General features: G+C 68.4%; 12 protein-coding genes, 1 pseudogene and 1 riboswitch. Of the genes and pseudogenes, 5 read left to right on the top strand and 8 right to left on the bottom strand.

All coding sequences use genetic code 11. From position 1 onward, the window contains the following. The first annotated feature begins 59 nt into the window (after positions 1 to 59). Entirely contained in the window at positions 60 to 1,925 is a 1,866-nt protein-coding gene (locus tag LCL61_RS31130) for an ABC transporter ATP-binding protein (RefSeq protein ID WP_340683073.1), read from the top strand. A 207-nt stretch (positions 1,926 to 2,132) separates the two neighbouring features. Here LCL61_RS31130 and LCL61_RS31125 read toward each other — a convergent pair. Together LCL61_RS31125 and LCL61_RS31120 are read right to left on the bottom strand one after the other, a co-directional pair. Beyond that, positions 2,133 to 2,602 (bottom strand): annotated as a pseudogene (locus tag LCL61_RS31125) (serine hydrolase domain-containing protein); the annotation flags it as partial. Positions 2,603 to 2,694: 92 nt separating this feature from the next. After that, positions 2,695 to 3,423: an SIS domain-containing protein gene (locus LCL61_RS31120; protein WP_340683071.1), complete on the bottom strand. Its 729-nt coding sequence runs from the start codon at positions 3,421 to 3,423 to the stop codon at positions 2,695 to 2,697. Between the two features lie 131 nt (positions 3,424 to 3,554). On the opposite strand from LCL61_RS31120, the gene LCL61_RS31115 reads away from it, so the two are divergent. From LCL61_RS31115 to LCL61_RS31100, 4 genes are all read left to right on the top strand, one after another. After that, the gene (locus tag LCL61_RS31115) at positions 3,555 to 4,250 is read left to right on the top strand and encodes an alpha/beta hydrolase (RefSeq protein WP_340683070.1); all 696 of its coding nucleotides are present in this window, start codon (positions 3,555 to 3,557) and stop codon (positions 4,248 to 4,250) included. A 21-nt stretch (positions 4,251 to 4,271) separates the two neighbouring features. After that, positions 4,272 to 5,534: a cyclopropane-fatty-acyl-phospholipid synthase family protein gene (locus LCL61_RS31110; RefSeq protein ID WP_340683069.1), complete on the top strand. Its 1,263-nt coding sequence runs from the start codon at positions 4,272 to 4,274 to the stop codon at positions 5,532 to 5,534. Positions 5,535 to 5,628: 94 nt separating this feature from the next. Further along, positions 5,629 to 6,843, top strand: a complete 1,215-nt coding sequence (locus tag LCL61_RS31105; RefSeq protein WP_340683068.1) for an LCP family protein — start codon at positions 5,629 to 5,631, stop codon at positions 6,841 to 6,843. Positions 6,844 to 6,904: 61 nt separating this feature from the next. Continuing rightward, entirely contained in the window at positions 6,905 to 7,435 is a 531-nt protein-coding gene (locus LCL61_RS31100) for a GNAT family N-acetyltransferase (protein ID WP_340683067.1), read from the top strand. Here the strand turns inward: LCL61_RS31100 and LCL61_RS31095 are convergent. From LCL61_RS31095 to LCL61_RS31070, 6 genes are all read right to left on the bottom strand, one after another. Then, complete coding sequence (locus LCL61_RS31095; RefSeq protein WP_034311845.1) at positions 7,422 to 7,886, bottom strand: peroxiredoxin; 465 nt, start codon at positions 7,884 to 7,886, stop codon at positions 7,422 to 7,424. The genes LCL61_RS31100 and LCL61_RS31095 overlap by 14 nt on opposite strands. A 17-nt stretch (positions 7,887 to 7,903) precedes the next feature. Then, complete coding sequence (locus tag LCL61_RS31090) at positions 7,904 to 9,751, bottom strand: putative bifunctional diguanylate cyclase/phosphodiesterase (protein WP_340683066.1); 1,848 nt, start codon at positions 9,749 to 9,751, stop codon at positions 7,904 to 7,906. 209 nt (positions 9,752 to 9,960) lie between these two features. After that, the gene (locus LCL61_RS31085; protein ID WP_340683065.1) at positions 9,961 to 11,406 is read right to left on the bottom strand and encodes a cytochrome P450; all 1,446 of its coding nucleotides are present in this window, start codon (positions 11,404 to 11,406) and stop codon (positions 9,961 to 9,963) included. Between the two features lie 138 nt (positions 11,407 to 11,544). Then, the gene (gene metE / locus LCL61_RS31080; RefSeq protein ID WP_340683064.1) at positions 11,545 to 13,818 is read right to left on the bottom strand and encodes a 5-methyltetrahydropteroyltriglutamate--homocysteine S-methyltransferase; all 2,274 of its coding nucleotides are present in this window, start codon (positions 13,816 to 13,818) and stop codon (positions 11,545 to 11,547) included. Positions 13,819 to 13,917: 99 nt separating this feature from the next. Then, positions 13,918 to 14,140, bottom strand: a riboswitch (cobalamin riboswitch). 147 nt (positions 14,141 to 14,287) lie between these two features. After that, positions 14,288 to 15,364, bottom strand: coding sequence for a ribonucleotide-diphosphate reductase subunit beta (locus LCL61_RS31075; protein WP_340683063.1), 1,077 nt, complete (start codon positions 15,362 to 15,364; stop codon positions 14,288 to 14,290). A gap of 74 nt (positions 15,365 to 15,438) precedes the next feature. Further along, positions 15,439 to 18,423 carry a ribonucleoside-diphosphate reductase subunit alpha gene (locus LCL61_RS31070; protein WP_340683062.1) on the bottom strand — a complete coding sequence of 995 codons (2,985 nt, stop codon included), beginning with the start codon at positions 18,421 to 18,423 and terminating at the stop codon, positions 15,439 to 15,441. Positions 18,424 to 18,479 lie beyond the last annotated feature (56 nt).

Raw genomic sequence — 18,479 nt, 5'->3', positions numbered from 1 at the left:
TTATATCCGGGAAAACCCTCGACTAATATCGAGGTTCTGGGGGCGAAGAGAGGGTTCTCATGGACAACACGTTCGCGCTGATGAACTCGGCGATGAGATCCGCCGATGTTCCGAAGGGGCTCCACAAGGGCACGCTCCGTCGCGTCGCGCGGTTCGCCAGGCCGCACTGGCGGAGGCTGCTGATATTCCTGGTGCTCACCGTCGTCTCGGCGGTGCTGGCGGTGAGCACGCCGGTGCTGGCCGGGAAGGTGGTCGACGCGATCGTCGGTGGGCACGACGTCTCGCTGGTGGTCTGGCTGGCCGTGGTGATCGCCGTGCTGGCGCTGGTCGACGCCGGGCTCGGGCTGGCCGAACGGGCGCAGTCGTCGAGGATCGGTGAGGGGATCATCCTCGACCTGCGGCTCGCGGTGTACCGCCACGTGCAGCGGATGCCGGTCGCGTTCTTCACGCGCACCCGCACCGGCGCGCTGGTGAGCAGGCTCAACAACGACGTCATCGGGGCGCAGCGCACGTTCACCGCGACACTGTCCGGTTTGGTCACCAACGTGATCCAGTTGGCGCTGTCGCTGGTGGTCATGGTGACGCTGTCCTGGCAGGTCACCCTGCTGGCGCTGGTGCTGCTGCCGGTGTTCATCCTGCCGACGCGGCGGCTCGGACGGCGGATGGCCGCGCTGCAGCGGGAGGCGGGTGGGCTCAACGCGTCGATGACCACGCAGATGACCGAACGGTTTTCCGCGCCGGGCGCGACGCTGGTGAAGCTGTTCGGCGACCCGGGGCGCGAGGCAGGCGAGTTCGGCGCGCGGGCCGGGCGGGTGCGCGACATCGGCGTGCGGACGGCGATGCTGACGCGCTGGTTCCTGACCAGCCTGACCACGGTTTCCGCGCTCGCGCAGGCGCTGGTCTACGGTTTGGGCGGCTACCTCGCGCTGACCGGGGCGCTCGCGCCGGGCACCGTCGTGGCGCTGGCGTTGCTGCTGACCAGGCTGTATTCGCCGCTGACCGCGCTGGCGAACGTCCGGGTGGACGTGATGACGGCGCTGGTTTCGTTCGAGCGCGTCTTCGAGGTGCTCGACCTCAAGCCGATGATCGAAGAGAAGCCTTCCCCGCGCAGTCTGCCCGAAGGCCCGGTTTCGGTGGAGTTCTCGGACGTCCGGTTCGGCTACCCCGCGGCGGACCGGTACTCGCTGGCGTCGCTGGAGGATGTGTCCACTTTGGATCACCGAGGCGGTGAAGAGGTGTTGCACGGCATCAGCTTCCGCGCCGAACCGGGGCAGATGGTGGCGTTGGTCGGTTCGTCGGGCGCGGGCAAGTCGACGATCGCCTCTCTGCTGCCGCGTCTCTACGACGTCGACGCCGGATCGGTCAAACTGTCCGATGTGGACGTTCGGGACCTCGGGTTCGCCACGCTGCGGGAAACCGTCGGCGTGGTGACCCAGGACGGGCATCTCTTCCACGACACGATCCGGTCGAACCTCGAATACGCGCGGCCCGGCGTCACCGACGCCGAGATCTGGTCCGCATTGGAGAAGGCGCGGCTGGCCGAGCTGATCCGGGAACTGCCGGACGGGTTGGAGACCGTGGTGGGGGAGCGGGGCTACCGGCTCTCCGGTGGGGAGCGGCAGCGGCTGACCATCGCCCGGCTGCTGCTGGCGCAGCCGAGGGTCGTCGTCCTCGACGAGGCGACCGCGCATCTGGACTCGCAGTCCGAGGCCGCCGTGGGCGAGGCGCTGACCGACGCGCTCGACGGACGGACCGCGCTGGTCATCGCGCATCGGTTGTCGACGGTCCGGGCGGCCGACCAGATCCTGGTGATCGAGCACGGGGAGATCGTCGAGCGGGGAACTCACGACGAGCTTCTCGCGCGGGAAGGGCGCTACGCGGCGCTGTACCTGACGCAGTTCTCGGAGGAGCCCGCGGCCGCGTGACCCTCGGGTGGGCCGTGAGTGGCGATTCGGGTTAGGGCCAAGAGTGTCTTAGGTACCTGCTGACTGGGTTTGGCTGGGGCTGATCATGTGTCCGNAGGTACCGCTGCCAGCCCATGTTGTAGAGGTCGAGCTCGCCGCGGGGTTAGAACCCGAATCGCCACTCACGACCGCAGGGCGCGGAAGGTCGCGTTCACCAGCGCCGTCGTGCCCACTCACCCGGCGGATCACCTCGCCGACGAGGAACCCGAACGACAGCGCGTGGTAGCCGCTGGCGGTGCCCGGTTCGAAGAGCGGCGCCTGCGCGGCGAGCAGTCCGGTGATGTGGTCCCAGTCGTACAGTTCCTTCACTGTCACCGGCCGGTCGAGGCCGATCCCGGTCACGCCGGAGCGGTGCGAGAGCAGCCAGCGCACCGGGATCTCCCGCTTGCCCGCCGCCGCGAACTCCGGCCAGTACTTCGCGACCGGCGCGTCGAGGTCGAGCAGCCCGGCGTCGGCGAGATGGTGCGCGCAGAGCGCGGTCACGTCCTTGGTGGTCGACCAGACGTTGGTGAGCGTGTCCGCCCGCCACGGGGTCGTCCGGTCCGGAGATCGACCACGGTCTCGCCGTGCCGCGTCACCGAGAACGCGGCGCGGACGGGTTCGAAGCCCGCCGCGCACTCGCCGTGGATCTCGGTCATGGCACGGACCTCCTGCGGACACCGACCGGTCGGTATGTGACCGTAGAAGCGCCGCGCGGACGAGTCAAGGAACTCGTCCGCGCGGTAAAGAACTAGCGGAGAGCGGGAACCCGCGCGCCGTACTTGGCCAGCAGCGCGGCGTTGGCCTCGTCGCCACCGTCCACGTTGGAACTGCGCCACAGCGGGATGTCGACGCCCTGCGCCGCACCGAGGTCGACGACCTCGGCGAGCACGAGGTTCCACAGGAACGCGTTGATCACCGTGGACAGCGGCGCGGTCCGCGGCGCGTCCGGCGGGTAGCTCGCGTCACCGGGACGCACGTGGGAGTCGAGCACGATGCTCGCCTCTTCGATCAGCGTCGTGGCCGCGCGTTTGGGCGCCTTGGCCACCGACGCGGCCGAACTCACCGCGATGACCGACGCCCCGCGCTTCCGGGCCCCGGCGGCCAGTTCGACCGGGTACGGGTTGACCCCCGAGGTCGAGAACACCACCAGCACGTCGTCCGGGCCCGGCGCGCGCTCGGCCAGCACCTCTTCGGCCAGCCCGGAGCGGCGCTCGGTCTTGGTGCTGTGCTGCGCGCCGTGCAGCGGCAGCAGTTCGGGGTGGTAGACCGGGTACACGCAGGCGAGCCCGCCCGCCCGGTAGAAGGTCTCGGCGACCGCGGCCAGTGAATGCCCGGCCCCGGCGGTGAACACCAGGGCGTCCGCCCGGATGACCCCGAGGATCAGCTCGGCCGATTTCCGGATCTGCTCGGCGTTACCCCGTTCGGCCTCAGCGAGCCGTTCGGCGACGTCCGCACAACGTTCGGTGGTGCTCACCACATCCGCCCTTCCGTCTGGAGATCAGCGACGAATGTATCGCGTGGACCAATGGCCGAAGTGGAATACATCGGGTCATGATCGAGGTTGACCCGATCACTGCGGCCGGGGTTTCGGAGACTGGAGGGTCCAGGGTGAGCGAGGCTGATCCCGCGGTGCGGACTTGGCGAGTACGCGGCCGGGTGAAAGGCGTGGTGCTGGTCCTGCACGGCGGCGCGGAGCACAGTCATGCCCGCGTCGCGCCGTGGCGGCTGGCGTACCAGCGGATGGTGCCGCTGGCGAGGGACGTCCATCGGGCGGGCCGGGCGCACGGGGTCGAGGTGAGGCTCCTGCGCAACCGGATCTACGGCTGGAACGACCACGGCACCGACGCGCTCGCCGACGCGCGCTGGGCACTGGAACGCGTCCGCGATGACCATCCGGGGGTTCCGGTGATCCTCGTCGGCCATTCGATGGGCGGGCGGGTCGCCCTGCGCGTCGCCGACGATCCGGCCGTCATCGGCGTCTGCGCGCTGGCACCGTGGACACCACCGGGTGAACCCATCGGCGCCGTCGGCGGCCGTGCCGTGCTCATCGCGCACGGGACCAAGGACCGGATGACCGATCCGGTGGCATCACACGCTTTCGCGGAACGCGCCGAAAAGGTGACGTCTCGATCCGCGCGGTTTGAAATAGGCGGCGAAGGGCACGCGATGCTACGAAGGTCTCGCGTCTGGAACCGTCTCGTACGCGCTTTCACACTCGAGCTGATCGAAGCCGGGGGAACTGACGAAACGCTGAGCGGCGCCTGGGGGCGGCCGAGCTCGGAACGGCTGCGGATCCCGGTCTAGACCGGGCGGGAGGGAGTACTCATGTCCACGTCGAGCGTCGATCGGACGGCCGGTTCGTCCGGCCTGCCCATCCCTGACGAAAACCGGTGGCCCGGACTGGCCACCCCGCCGCATTCCCCGTTCCGGGCGCGGATCGCCGAGCAGTTGTTCCGGCAGGCGGTGCGCCCGCTGAACGTCCGCGTGTGCATGCCCGACGGCTCGCAGCTCGGCGCCGGCGGGCCGGACGCGCCCGAGATGCGGCTCAACCGCCCCGCCGCCTTCTTCCACCGCCTCGGCGTGGACGCGAAGATCGGCTTCGGTGAGGCCTACATGGTCGGCGACTGGACGAGCGACGCGCTCGCCGAGGTGCTGACCCCGTTCGCGGAGCGGATGGCGACGCTCATCCCGCCGCTGCTGCAACGGTTCCGCCGCTTCGTCGACCGCGGCCACCCGGCAGGCGAGGAGAACACCGTCGAGGGTGCGCGGGCGAACATCCATCGCCACTACGACCTGTCCAACGACCTGTTCGGCGCGTTCCTGGACCCGTCGATGATGTACTCGTCGGCGTTGTTCGGCCCGGACGACGACCTCACCGCCGCCCAGCACCGCAAGATCGACAGCGTCCTCGACTACGCCGGGGTCCGCCAAGGCAGCACCGTGCTCGAGATCGGCACCGGCTGGGGCGAACTCTCGATCCGCGCCGCCGCGCGCGGGGCCACGGTCACCTCGCTGACCATTTCCGAGGAGCAGGCGAAGCTGGCGACCGAGCGCATCGCGGCGGCGGGCTTCGCCGACCGCGTCGATGTCCGGCTGTGCGACTACCGCGACTCGACCGGCGAGTACGACGCCGTGGTCAGCGTCGAGATGATCGAAGCGGTCGGGGAAGCGTACTGGCCGACGTTCTTCGAGACCATCGGGAAGCGGCTGAAGCCGGGCGGAAGGCTGGGGCTCCAGGCCATCACCATGGACCACGAACGCATGCTCGCCGCGGCCCGGTCCTACACCTGGGTGCACAAGTACATCTTCCCCGGTGGGCTCATCCCGTCCACGACGTCGGTCGAGCAGGGCATGCTGGCGCACACCAGGCTGAAACTGGAGGGAGTACGCGAGTTCGGCCAGGACTACGCCCGCACGTTGCGGCTGTGGCGGGAGAATTTCACCCAGCGGTGGGACGAAATCACCGAACTGGGCTTCGACGACGTCTTCAAGCGGATGTGGGAGTTCTACCTGGCGTACTCCGAAGCGGGGTTCCGTTCGGGGTATCTCAAGGTCCACCAGTTCGGATTCGCCGAAAACGGACGGTGAGCTCCACCCAACCGATGCGGGGTGCCGGACGTCCTTCACCTAGGGTCTGCGGTTGACTGGGCCCTACACGCGAGACCGGGACGGGTGATTCGGCATGACGTATGGAGGCGACGACCGAGGGCGACGGATGCCGCCGCCGCAACGGCCGCCGTCCGGCCGCCCCCGGCGGCATCAGCCCGCGCAGATGATGCCGCTGCCGGGCCGGGGGAGCAGCCCGTACGACGAGCGGACGAGGCCCATGGGACACGGCGGCCAGGAACGGCCCGCCGGTCCGCCACCACGCCGTCCAGGCCCGCCGCAGCCCCCTCCTGGCCGCCCGGCCGACGACGGTGCGCGGCCGCCGCGGCGACGTAAGCGCTGGGGCTTCGGCAAGGTGCTGCTCACCCTGCTGACCGTGTTCGTGGTGTTCCTCGCCGGCGTGTGGGTGTACCTGGAGTTCTCCATCAACCGCGTCGACGCGCTGGCCGACTACTCCGGTCGCCCCGTCGCGGCCGAAGGCACCAACTGGCTGATCGTGGGCTCCGACAGCCGCGACGGGCTGACCCCCGAAGAGCAGGAGAAGCTGGTCACCGGGGACAGCAAGGCCGCAGGCGGCGGCAAGCGCACCGACACCATCATGATCGCGCACGTCCCTGACAACAGCACCAAACCGACGCTGCTGAGCCTTCCGCGCGACTCGCAGGTGACCATCCCGGGGCACGGCAAGAACAAGATCAACGCGGCGTTCTCGATCGGCGGCCCGACGCTGCTCGCGCAGACCGTCGAGGGCGCCACGGGCCTGCGCATCGACCACTACGCCGAGATCGGCTTCGGTGGCTTCGCGAAGATCGTCGACGCGATCGGCGGGGTCCACATGTGCGTCGAGAAGCCGATGGAGGACACCCTCACCAAGATCAAGATCCCCGCGGGCTGCCAGGACCTCCAGGGTCCGCAGGCGCTCGGGTTCGTCCGCATGCGGCACAGCGAGGCCACCCCGCGTTCGGACCTCGACCGCGTGGCCAACCAGCGGAAGTTCATCGGCGCGATGGTCAGCGAGATCGGCAGCCCCGGCACATTGCTGAACCCGTTCTCGCTTTTCCCGCTGCTGTCGACGGCGCCGGACGCGCTGACGATGGATTCGGGCGACCACGTGCACAACCTGGTGGGGCTGGCGCTGGCGATGCGCGGGATCTCCTCGGGCGGTGTCGTCACCACGACGGTGCCGGTGACCAGCGGTTCGGCGGAGAACTGGGACAAGACGAAGTCGAAGCTGCTGTTCGACGCGTTGAAGAACGACACGGTGATCCCGGACAGCGCGATTTTGACCTGATCGTCGGCCTGGTGAGTGGTAAGGACGGTTCTAACCGTCCTTACCACTCACGAGGAGCCTGATGGAAGCGCCCGCCGAAACCCTCGCCGACGACGGCGTCACGCTGCGCCGCTGGAAGCCGGAGCAGCTCGAAACCCTCGCCGCCGTCGCGGGCGACTCCGCCGGGCATCTCGGCGCCTGGATGATCTGGGCCACCTACGGTTACGGCCGTCGTGAAGCCGCCGACTTCCTGGAGCGGACCGCGGCGAACTGGGCCGACGGCAAGACCTACGACTTCGCGATCCTCAGCGGGGAAGACCTCGTCGGCGGCGCGGGCATGATCACGCATCCGGACCGGATCGAGATCGGCTACTGGCTCGGCAGGCACCACACCGGTCGCGATTTCGCGACCAGGGCCGCGAAGCTCTTGGCCGACGAGGCTTTCCGGCTCGGCGCGCCGGAGGTCGAGATCCGGCACGACGAGAAGAACCTCGCGAGCGGTGCCGTGCCCGCGCGGCTGGGCTTCACGATGACCGGCGACGAGGCCGCCGAACCGCCGCTCGCCCCCGCCTGCGCGGGCGTCAACCGGATCTGGCGGCTCAAGCGTCCTTAGTCTTGCGCTCGCGCAAGGCCGCGAGCGCCTTGTCGGCGTGCACGGTGAACTTCAGCTCGCTCTTGATCACTTCGAGCACCTTGCGGTCGGTGTCGATGACGAAGGTGTGCCGTTTGGCGTGCAGCGGGCTGAATTTGCGCCATACGCCGAACTGTTTCGCCACCACACCGTCCACATCGGACAGCAAGGGGTAGTCGAAGCCGTGTTTGGCCGAGAACTCCTGCTGTTTGGCGACGGCGTCCGGGCTGATGCCGACGCGGTGCGCGCCCACTTCGGCGAATTCGGCGGCCAGGTCGCGGAAGTGACAGCTTTCCGCGGTGCAGCCGCTGGTCATCGCGGCGGGGTAGAAGAACAGCACGACCGGGCCGGACGAGAGGAAGTCCGACAGCGTGCGCTCCTCGCCCTTGTCGTCGGGCAGAGTGAAGTCCGGGGCGATGTCACCTTGGTCCATGGACCGATCCTGTCACGTCAGGGGGCGTGCCGTTCGATCAGCTCGTCGACCTCGTCCCCGGTCGCGGAATCCGCCACGAACGAACCACGCGCCGCGAGCACGCCGTACCGCCGCAGCCGTTCGGCCTGTTCGGGACTCCGGACGCCCTCCGCGCCGATGCGCAGGTTCAGCTCCTTGGCCCTGGCGACCAGCTGGCACAGGTGGCGGACGTCGGCCTCGTCCTCGCCGTCGGCCAGCGCGTCGACGACCGCGCCGGACAGGATCACGTGGCGGACCGGCAGCCCGTGGCGCGGGATCAGCTCCAGATCGTCCGAACCGGAGATGGTCAGCACCAGCTGGGCGCCCAGATCGGCCAGCACGGCGAAGGAGTCCAGCACCTCGCCGCTCGAGTCGAGCACGGACTCGCGGTCCGTGCACAGCCGCAGCGCCTGGGCGGGCAGGTTGTGCCGGTCGAGCTGTTCCTTGACCAACAGGACCAGATCGGGCTCGATGGCCAGCCGGTTCGGCAGCCGCACGCAGACGTCGGGAGCGGCCTCGCCGAACCTGTTCCGCCATCTCGCGGTGGCGGCGAGCGATTCGGCCAGCAGCCACCGGCCGAGCGGGATGGTCATCCCGGTGATCTGCGCGAGCGGATAGAAATCGTCCGAGTCCAGTTCACCCTTCTCCGGGTGGCTCCAGCGCAATCCGGCGTTGACCGCGGCCAGCTGGTCGGGATTCGCGAGCTTCACCGTCGGCTGGTAGATCAGCGAGAACTCACCGTTCTCCAGCGCGCCCGCGATGACCGCGCCGAGCTGGTAGCGGCCCCGGTCACGCGCGTCGAGTTCCGGATCGAACAGCATCCACTGCGCCTTGCCCGCCTCCTTGGCGCGGTGCAGGGCGATTTCCGCGGCGCGAAGCAGGTCTTCGGGGCCGCCGTCGGCGACCGGGCGGACGACGATGCCCGCGCTCGCGCTGACCCCGATACCGTGCCCGCCGAGGTAGATCGGCTCGACCAGCTCCTCCAAGGCCTGCTCGACCAGCGTGATCACCTCGGGCGGGGTGAAGTCGCCGCGCAGCAGGACGGCGAACCCGTCGCCGGACAGCCGGGCGACCGAACCGTTGTGCCTGCCGGTGAAGACGGACGTGAGCTTCTTCGCGACCCCGCGCAGCACCTGATCGCCCACGCCGGCCCCGAGACCGTCGTTGATCACCTTGAAGCCGTCGACGTCGAGATAAACGAGTGCGACCTGCTCGCCGCCGGACCCGGCCAGCGCGGTTTCGAGGGCGTTGTCGAACGCGGTGGCGTTGGGCAGGCCGGTCAGCGCGTCGTGCACGTTCTGGTGCAGCAGCCGTTCCTGCAGCAGGTGGATCTCGTTGGCGTCGGAGACCATCAGCACCGGATAGGTCGAACCGGGCCGGTCACCCGGGAGATCGGTGAGAGTCACGTCGACCCAGAGCGAGCCTTCCTCGCTGTGATCCAGCAGCAGGCGTTCCTGCTGTGTCGGCTGGCCGTGCGTCATGAGCTGCGCGAGCGCGTTCCGCAGGCGGGCGACGTCGTGTTCGGCGGAGCCGAGATCGGGGATCTCCCGCCCGCGCAGCGCGGAGGGGCGGCAGCCGAGGAGACGGCCGAGCGCGGCGTTCGCCTCCACGATGGTGCCGTTGGCGTCCGCGAGGGCGATCCCGATGGGAGAGGCGGAATAGAGCTTGGAGAAGCGCAACACGGCGGGCTGATGGTCGGGCTCGGCCAAGACGGCGTCCTGGGCGACACCGAGCAGCAGCTGTTCGAGTTGCTCCTTGGGAAGCGATACTCCTTTAGTGTCAGCGAGCGTCTCGGCCCATCTCCGAGCGACGTCCACCAACCCTGGCGCGGAACCAGGTTCGGGCACACTTCACCTCTTCATGCTCGGTTGATGGCCAGCTCAGACCGGGTGTCCGAGCCCACGGACCCACACTAGGTATGGGCCGACCGGGTGTAGTGCCACGGCATCATGCGCGATCCGGGGTGTCTACCGGCTGAAAGGGTGATCGCTGCTACACGAGTGGTGACCGGAAGTTACCAAGAGTACTCGTTCGTGGTTGACCGATTGGTCCGGCTTCAGCGGGGTGTCAGGCGGATCGGCAGTCCGTCCGCCGGTACGGGCAGCGAGACGTAGTCCCAGCGTGCGGTGTAGTTCTCCGGTACCGACCACCGATACGCCCGCAGCATCTCGTGCAGCAGCGCCTTCACCTCGAATGTCCCGAAATGCAGGCCGATGCACTTGTGCGCCCCGCCGCCGAACGGCATCCACGCGTAGCGATGCGACTTGTCCTCGCGGCGGTCCTCGCCGAAGCGGTCCGGGTCGAACCGCATGGGGTCGGTCCAGTGCTCCGGCGAGAAGTGGTTGACGGTGGGGGAAATCCCGACGAGTGTCCCTTCGGGAATGAAATGCCCGAGAACCTCGGTGTCCTTCACGGTCTTCCTGGTCAGGGAAGGAACCGGGGCCACCAGCCGCAGGGCTTCCTTGATCACCAGATCCAGCGTCGTCAGGGTCTCCAGCGCCTCGATGTCCGGCACGTCGCCGCCGAGCGCGAGCGATTCCCGGCGCGCGCGTTCCTGCCACTCGGGATTCTTGGCGAGGTGGTAGACGGCGGCGGCGCTGGTGATCGTCGAGGTGTCGTGCGCGGCCATCATCAGGAAGATCATGTGGTTGACGACGTCGGAGTCGGTGAAGCGGTCACCGTCTTCGGTGGTGGCGTGGCACAACGCGGTGAAGAGGTCGTCGCCGTCGCCGGCCCGTTTCGCCGGCAGGTTCGCCGAAAAGTAGCGTTCGAGGACTTTGCGGCCGTGCAAACCCGCCGCCCAGCGGCCGCCGGGAACGGGGAACCGCACGATGGCCGTGCCCGCGCGCACGGAGTTCACGAACGCGCGGTTGATCGCGGCCGCGTCGTCGCCGGAACTCATGCCCATGAACACGCGCGTCGCGACGTCGAGCGTGAGCTGCTTGAGGTACCAGTAGATCCGCGGGTTCTGCCGGTCGGCCCACGCGGCGACGCCCTTACGCAGGGCCGGTCCCATCTGGTCGACGTAACCGGTGAGCCGTTGCCGGGTGAACGCCGCCTGCATGATCCGCCGGTGCAGATGGTGCTCGCCGAAGTCGAGCAGCATCAGACCGCGGTCGAAGAACTGCTCGATGAAGAACTTCCAGCCCTCCTGGGAGAAGGCCTTGTCCTTGTTCACCAACGCGATCTGGGTGGCCTCCGGGCCGGTGAGCGCGACGATGCGGCGCCCGAACGCGCCCATCCACGACACCGGTCCGTAGGTCTCGTAGCGTTTGAGACCGAACTCGATGCCGAAGCGCATGAAGTCCAGGGCATGCCCGATGACCGGCGGGCCTTCGTCGCCGAGGACGGGTTTGAGGCCCGGCGGGGCGGGCGCGAGCTCGCGGACCGGCCAGGTCGCGCCGAGCCAGCGCTGGTCGACCGAACGCGGGAGGGGGATCGAGGTAAGCGGCGGGACCCGCTCGCGCAGTGCCCCGGTGACCTTTTCGACGGCGTTCGCCATGGCGACCATCTCCCCGCTGAGATCGGTTACCGTTCCACCATCGCACCCTTATTGACGTCCTGACAATACCCCGGTGGAAGTTCCGTGAAGGCCTCCTTCACTACCTTGAGGGTAGGGAAGGAGGCCTTCACGGACCGGTCAGGCCAGTTCGGAGCGGACCACGCGGGCGGCCGCGACCAGGTTCCGCAGGGCCGGTTCGACCTCGGCGTACCCGCGGGTCTTCAGACCGCAGTCCGGGTTGACCCAGATCCGCTCGGCGGGCACGGCGCCGACGGCGGTCCGCAGCAGCCCGCTGACCTCGTCGACCGCGGGGACGCGCGGCGAATGGATGTCGTAGACGCCAGGCCCGACGCCGCGGCCGAAGCCCGCCGCGGCGAGGTCGGTGACGACCTCCATCTTCGACCGCGCGGCCTCGATGCTGGTGACGTCGGCGTCGAGCGCGTCGATCGCCTCGACCACCTCACCGAACTCCGAGTAGCACATGTGCGTGTGGATCTGAGTGGCGTCGTCGATTCCGGAAGTCGCCAGCCGGAACGACGAAACCGCCCACGCGAAGTACGCCTCGTGCGCCGTCGCGCGCAGGGGGAGCAGCTCCCGCAGCGCCGGCTCGTCCACCTGGATGACGCGGATGCCCGCCTCCTGCAGGTCGTGCACCTCATCGCGGATGGCCAGCGCCACCTGACGGGCGGTCTCGCCCAGCGGCTGATCGTCGCGGACGAACGACCACGCCAGGATCGTCACGGGTCCGGTCAGCATGCCTTTGACGGGTTTGCCGGTCAGGCCCTGCGCGTAGCGCGCCCACTCGACGGTCATCGGCTCCGGCCGGGAGACGTCGCCGTACAGGATCGGCGGCCGGACGCAGCGCGAACCGTAGGACTGTACCCAGCCGAAGTCGGTGGCCGCGAACCCGGCCAGCCGCTCGGCGAAGTACTGCACCATGTCGTTGCGCTCGGGTTCGCCGTGCACCAGCACGTCCAGGCCGAGGTCCTCCTGCAGCCGGACGACGCGCTCGATCTCCGCCTTCATCGCGGCTTCGTAGCCCGCGTCGTCCAGCGAACCCGCCTTGTGCGCGGCCCGCGCCTTGCGGACGTCGGTGGTCTGCGGGAACGAGCCGATCGTCGTGCTCGGCAACGGCGGCAGCTTCAGCGCGGCCTGCTGAGCCGCCGCGCGCCGGGCGTAGGGGGAGCGGACGGTGTCCTCCGGCCGCAGTGCCTCCAGCCGGGCGCGGACCCCGCTGTCGGCCAGGTCGGCCGCCGTCGCGCGATCCGTGGCCGCGGCACGGGCGGCGGAGAGGTCGACGCCCTCTTCCTTCAGCGCGCGCCCGAGCAAGACGACCTCGTCGACCTTCTGCCTGGCGAAGGCGAGCCAGCCTTTCAGACGCGGGTGCAGTCCGTCCTCCCGCTCGACGTCGTAGGGCACGTGAAGCAATGAGCAGGACGTCGACACGCTGACCGCTTTCGCGATACCCAGCAGCATCGCCGCTCGGCTGAGCGCGCGGGTCGGATCCGTGCGCCAGACGTTGCGCCCGTCCACGACACCGGCCAGCACTTCCTTGTCCCGCAAGGCGGGTTCGGCGGCGACGGCGTCCACAAAGGACTCATCGGTGACGAGGTCGACCGCGATGGCGTCGATCGGAGAGCGCGCGAGCACCCCCAAGCCGCGGCCGAGACCGCCGAAGTACCCGGCGACCAGGATCTTGGGCCGCGCGGGCTCCTTCGCGAGCCGGTGGTAGGCGCGGATGAGTGCGTTGAGCTCCCTCTCGGTGCGGTCCGCGGCGAAGGCGGGTTCGTCGAACTGAACCCACTCGACGCCTTCGTCGTGCAGACGGCGCAGCAGCTCGGCGTAGCCGTCGAGGAGGTTGTCGAGCAGGTCCAGCGGTCGGAAGTCCTCCGGAGCGGTCTCGGCCGGCTTCGCGAGCAGCAGGAACGTCACCGGGCCCACCAGCACCGGCCGGGTCTCGACACCGACCGCACGGGCTTCGCGGTATTCGTCGAGCGGTTTGGTGCCGGTGAGCGAGAACGTCGTATCCGGGCCGAGTTCGGGGACGAGGTAGTGGTAGTTCGTGTCGAACCACTTCGTCATCTCCATCGCCGGCGCGTCCTGCACCCCGCGTGCGGCGGCGAAGTAGGTGTCGAGCGGCGAGAGACCGAGCGTCGTGAAGCGCTCCGGCAGCGCTCCGAACAGCTCGGTGGTGTCGAGCACCTGGTCATAGTGGGAGAAGGTGTTGGAGGGGACGGATTTCAGTCCCGCGTCCTTGAGTTCCCGCCAGGTCCTGGTGCGCAGCGCGCGGCCGATGCCCAGTAGTTCGGCCTCGTCGATTTTGCCCGCCCAGTAGCGTTCGAGTGAACGCTTGAGTTCCCTGTCCGGTCCGATCCGGGGGTAGCCCAGCACTGTCGTGCCGATTTCGGTCACAGCTCTCTCCTCGCGAGCTTGTCGTGAGAGCCCGGAGCGCGCAGGAGTGACCGCCGTTCGGTCGTGCCCATCCCACGAGGCCCGGACTCACGCACGCCGTCGGCGCGCGTACCACGGGCAGGTCTTCGGACTCGTGGGCGACTCGCTCGTTCCTACCGGCCGTCGCTTCCCGGGGCGCCATGTCCCAGTGCTTTACCGTGTCTCGCACGGTGACGGCTTTCGTTCCCACATACCGCTGCGGGGCAGTCCCGGATTCGCACCGGGTTCCCTGTTACCTCGACCGGCCGGGGAGGCCGGGCGAACCAGTAGCACTTCGGAGCGTACCGCGAAGTGGAAGTACATGAAGGCCCCCTTCCTGTACCTAGGCGCAAGGAAGGGTGTCGCTGATGAAGCAGTTCCTGCCGTGGGAGTACGNCCTTCCTGTACCTAGGCGCAAGGAAGGGGGCCTTCATGTACTACGGACGGGGGGTCAGTCCCAGTCGAGGGCACCACCGGACTGGTACTCGATGACGCGGGTCTCGAAGAAGTTCTTCTCCTTCTTGAGGTCCATCGCCTCCGACATCCACGGGAACGGGTTCTCGGTCTCGCCGAAGATCGGCGCGAGGCCGATCTGCTGCGCTCGCCGGTCGGTGATGAAGTGCATGTACTGCTCGATCAGCTCGGCCGAGAGTCCGAGCATGCCGCGCGGCATGGTGTCGCGGGCGTAGGCGACCTCGAGTTCGCACGCCTCGGTCAGCATGGTGCGGACCTCGGCCTGGAACTCCTCGGTCCACAGGTGCGGGTTCTCGATCTTGATCTGGTTGATGCAGTCGATGCCGAAGTTCAGGTGGATCGACTCGTCGCGCAGGATGTACTGGTACTGCTCGGCGATGCCGACCATCTTGTTCCGGCGGCCGAGCGACAGGATCTGCGCGAAGCCGGTGTAGAACCACATGCCCTCGAAGATCACGTAGAACGCGACGAGGTCACGCAGGAAGGCCTGGTCGGCCTCCGGCGTCCCGGTCTCGAAGTCCGGGTTCTCCAGGTTCTGCGTGTACTTCAGCGCCCACGCGTCCTTGTCCGAGATGGACGGGACCTCGCGGTACATGTTGAACAGCTCGCCCTCGACCAGGCCGAGGCTCTCGCAGATGTACTGGAAGGTGTGCGTGTGCACGGCCTCCTCGAACGCCTGGCGCAGCAGGTACTGGCGGCATTCGGGGTTGGTGATCTGCCGGTACACCGCGAGCACGATGTTGTTGGCCACCAGCGATTCCGCGGTGGCGAAGAAGCCGAGGTTGCGCTTGAGCATGGTGCGCTCGTCCTCGGTGAGGCCGTCGGGCGACTTCCACAGCGCGATGTCGGCCTGCATGGCGACCTCGGTCGGCATCCAGTGGTTGTTGCAGCCGGCGAGGTACTTCTCCCACGCCCAGGTGTACTTCATCGGCAGCAGCTGGTTGACGTCGGCGCGGGCGTTGATCATCCGCTTGTCGTCGACGTTGATGCGGGCGGCGCCGACTTCGATCTCACCGAGGCCCGTGGCGTCGGTGGAGGCGTCAAAGGTGGTCATGAAGGGCACACTCCAAGAGGCGTCGTGAGTGGTAAGGACGGTTCTAACCGCCCTTACCACTCACGAGGATGTCGTTACTGGCAGGCTTCGCAGTCGGGGTCGTCGATCCGGCAGGCGGCGCCGTCGGCGGCGACGAAGTCGACGTCCGAGACCTTCGGCATCTCCTTCGGCTCCGGCTTGGCGGCCGGTGCGGGCGCGGTGACCGGCACGGCCGGGACCGCGGCGGAAGCCGACGGGGCGGGCGAAGCGGCGGGAGCCGGGGCCGGAGCGGCGGGCTTCGGCGAAGCGGGTGCGGCGGGGGCCGGGGTGGCCGAGACCGCGTTCAGCTTGCCGTCGGTGCCGCGCAGGGTGCTCTTCTCCACGTGCGTCGCGGACCGCGCCCGCAGGTAATACGTGGTCTTGAGGCCCTTGTGCCAGGCGTAGCGGTACAGCTCGTCGAGCTTGCGGCCGCTGGGCGCCGCGATGTACAGGTTCAGCGACTGAGCCTGGTCGATCCACTTCTGGCGCCGCGAACCGGCGTCCACCAGCCACTTCGACTCGATCTCGAACGCGGTCGCGTACAGCGCCTTCAGGTCGTCCGGCACGCGGTCGATCTGGCCGAGGCTGCCGTCGAAGTACTTCAGGTCCGACACCATGACCTCGTCCCACAGCCCGCGCTCCTTGAGCGAGCGGACCAGGTGCGGGTTCACCACGGTGAAGTCACCGGACATGTTCGACTTGACGAACAGGTTCTGGAACAGCGGCTCGATCGACTGCCCGACCCCGCAGATGTTGGAGATCGTCGCGGTCGGCGCGATCGCCATCACGTTGGAGTTGCGCATGCCGACGGTCTTGACCCGCTCGCGCAGCGGCGCCCAGTCCAAAGTGGACGAGGTGTCGACGTCGAGCGCGTCGCCCTGCCGCGCGTCGATCAGCAGCTGCATCGAGTCGATCGGCAGGATTCCCTTGCTCCACAAGGAACCCTCGAACGTCTGGTACTGGCCGCGCTCCTCGGCGAGGTCGGTCGAGGCCGAGATCGCGTAGTAGCTGATGTGCTCCATGCTGGTGTCCGCGAACTGGACGGCCTCGTCCGAGGACAGCGGGACACCGATCTCGAACAGCGCGTCCTGGAAGCCCATCAGGCCCAGCCCGATCGGGCGGTGACGCAGGTTGGAGCGGCGCGCCTCCGGGATCGTGTAGAAGTTGATGTCGATCACGTTGTCGAGCATGCGGACCGCGGTGCGCACGGTCTTCTCGAGGCGCTTGGTGTCCAAGCCCTCGGGGGTGACGTGCTTGAGCAGGTTCACCGAGCCGAGGTTGCAGACCGCGACCTCGTCGGTGGTGGTGTTCAGGGTGATCTCGGTGCACAGGTTGGACGAGTGCACGACACCCACGTGCTGCTGCGGCGAACGCAGGTTGCACGGGTCCTTGAAGGTGATCCACGGGTGGCCGGTCTCGAACAGCATGGTCAGCATGCGGCGCCACAGGTCGACCGCGCGGACCTTGCGGAACACCTTCAGCTCGCCACGCTCGGCGGCGGCCTCGTACTCGCGGTAGCGCTCGGCGAACGCGTTGCCGTAGAGGTCGTGCAGGTCCGGGGTCTCGTTCGGCGAGAACAGCGTCCACTGCGCGTCGGCCTCGACGCGGCGCAGGAACTCGTCCGGCACCCAGTTCGCGGTGTTCATGTCGTGCGTGCGGCGACGGTCGTCACCGGTGTTCTTGCGCAGGTCGAGGAATTCCTCGATGTCCACGTGCCAGGTCTCGAGGTACGCGCAGGCCGCGCCCTTGCGCTTGCCACCCTGGTTCACCGCGACCGCGGTGTCGTTGGCGATCTTGAGGAACGGCACGACACCCTGCGACTGGCCGTTGGTGCCCTTGATGTGCGCGCCGAGGCCGCGGACCGGGGTCCAGTCGTTGCCGAGACCGCCCGAGTACTTCGCCAGCAGCGCGTTGTTCTTGTACGCCTGGAAGATCGAGTCCAGGTCGTCGTCCACAGTGGTCAGGAAGCAGGACGACAGCTGCGGGCGCGTGGTGCCCGAGTTGAACAGCGTCGGGGTGGACGCCATGAAGTGGAACGTCGAAAGCAGCTCGTAGAACTCGATGGCACGAGCCTCACGGTCGTCCTCGCGGATCGCCAGACCCATCGCGACTCGCATGAAGAACGCCTGCGGCAGCTCGAAGCGGACGCCGTCGTGGTGCTGGAAGTACCGGTCGTACAGGGTCTGGAGGCCGAGGAAGCCGAAGTCGAGATCACGCTCGGCGCGGATGGCCGCGGTGATCTTGTCCAGGTCGAAGGTCTGCAGCTCGGGGTTGACCAGCTCCAGCTCGATGGCGCGCTTGAGGTAGTCCCGGAAGTACTGCGGGTACCTCGCGGTCATCTCGTCTTGGCTGGCCTGCTGCGGCACTCCCGCGAGGTAGCTGAGCGCCTCGCCGCGGAGCTTGTCCGCGAGCAGCCGGGCACTGACGTAGGAGTAGTTGGGCTCCTGCTCGACGAGCACGCGCGCGGCCATGATCTGGGCGAGGGCGAGTTCGTCGGCGCTGATGCCGTCGTAGAGGTTGCGCTTGGCCTCGGCCAGGACCGGCTCGGCCGAAACGTCCTCGAGGCCGGCGACGGCCTCGCCGACCACGTGCGAGACGCGGGCCCAGTCGAGCGGGCGAAGCGAGCCGTCGGCGGCCTTGACGCTGATGGCGACGTCGGATGACGCGGGCTTCTCGGCCTCACGGGCCTTCGCGCGCTCTTCGCGGTACAGGACGTACGCGCGGGCGACCTTGTGGTGCTCGCCGCGCATCAGTGCGAGCTCGACGATGTCCTGGATCTGCTCGATGTGCAGCGCGGTCTCAGGACCGGCGTGGCGGAGCAGGGTGGTCTCGATCTGCTCGGTCAGTTCCTTGACCAGGTGGTGGATCCGCGACGAGGCGGCCGCGTCACCGCCCTCGACGGCGAGGAAGGCCTTGGTCACGGCGACCGAGATCTTGTTCGCGTCGAAGGGGGACACGCTGCCGTCCCGCCGGATGACTCGCACGGTCGCGGGCGTGGTGTCCGAGGACGAAGGTGGCCGCTGACCGATTTCCACTGACATGCGTAGTCTCCAAAGGGCGCGTTGAAGCACCGCAAGGCCGCACAAGGCCGTGCGCT

Source organism: Amycolatopsis coloradensis (genome assembly GCF_037997115.1).
GTDB classification, from domain to species: Bacteria; Actinomycetota; Actinomycetes; order Mycobacteriales; family Pseudonocardiaceae; genus Amycolatopsis; species Amycolatopsis coloradensis_A.
The sequence above is the reverse complement of the archived record's forward strand: the minus strand, read 5'-3'. Positions and strand labels throughout refer to the sequence as shown.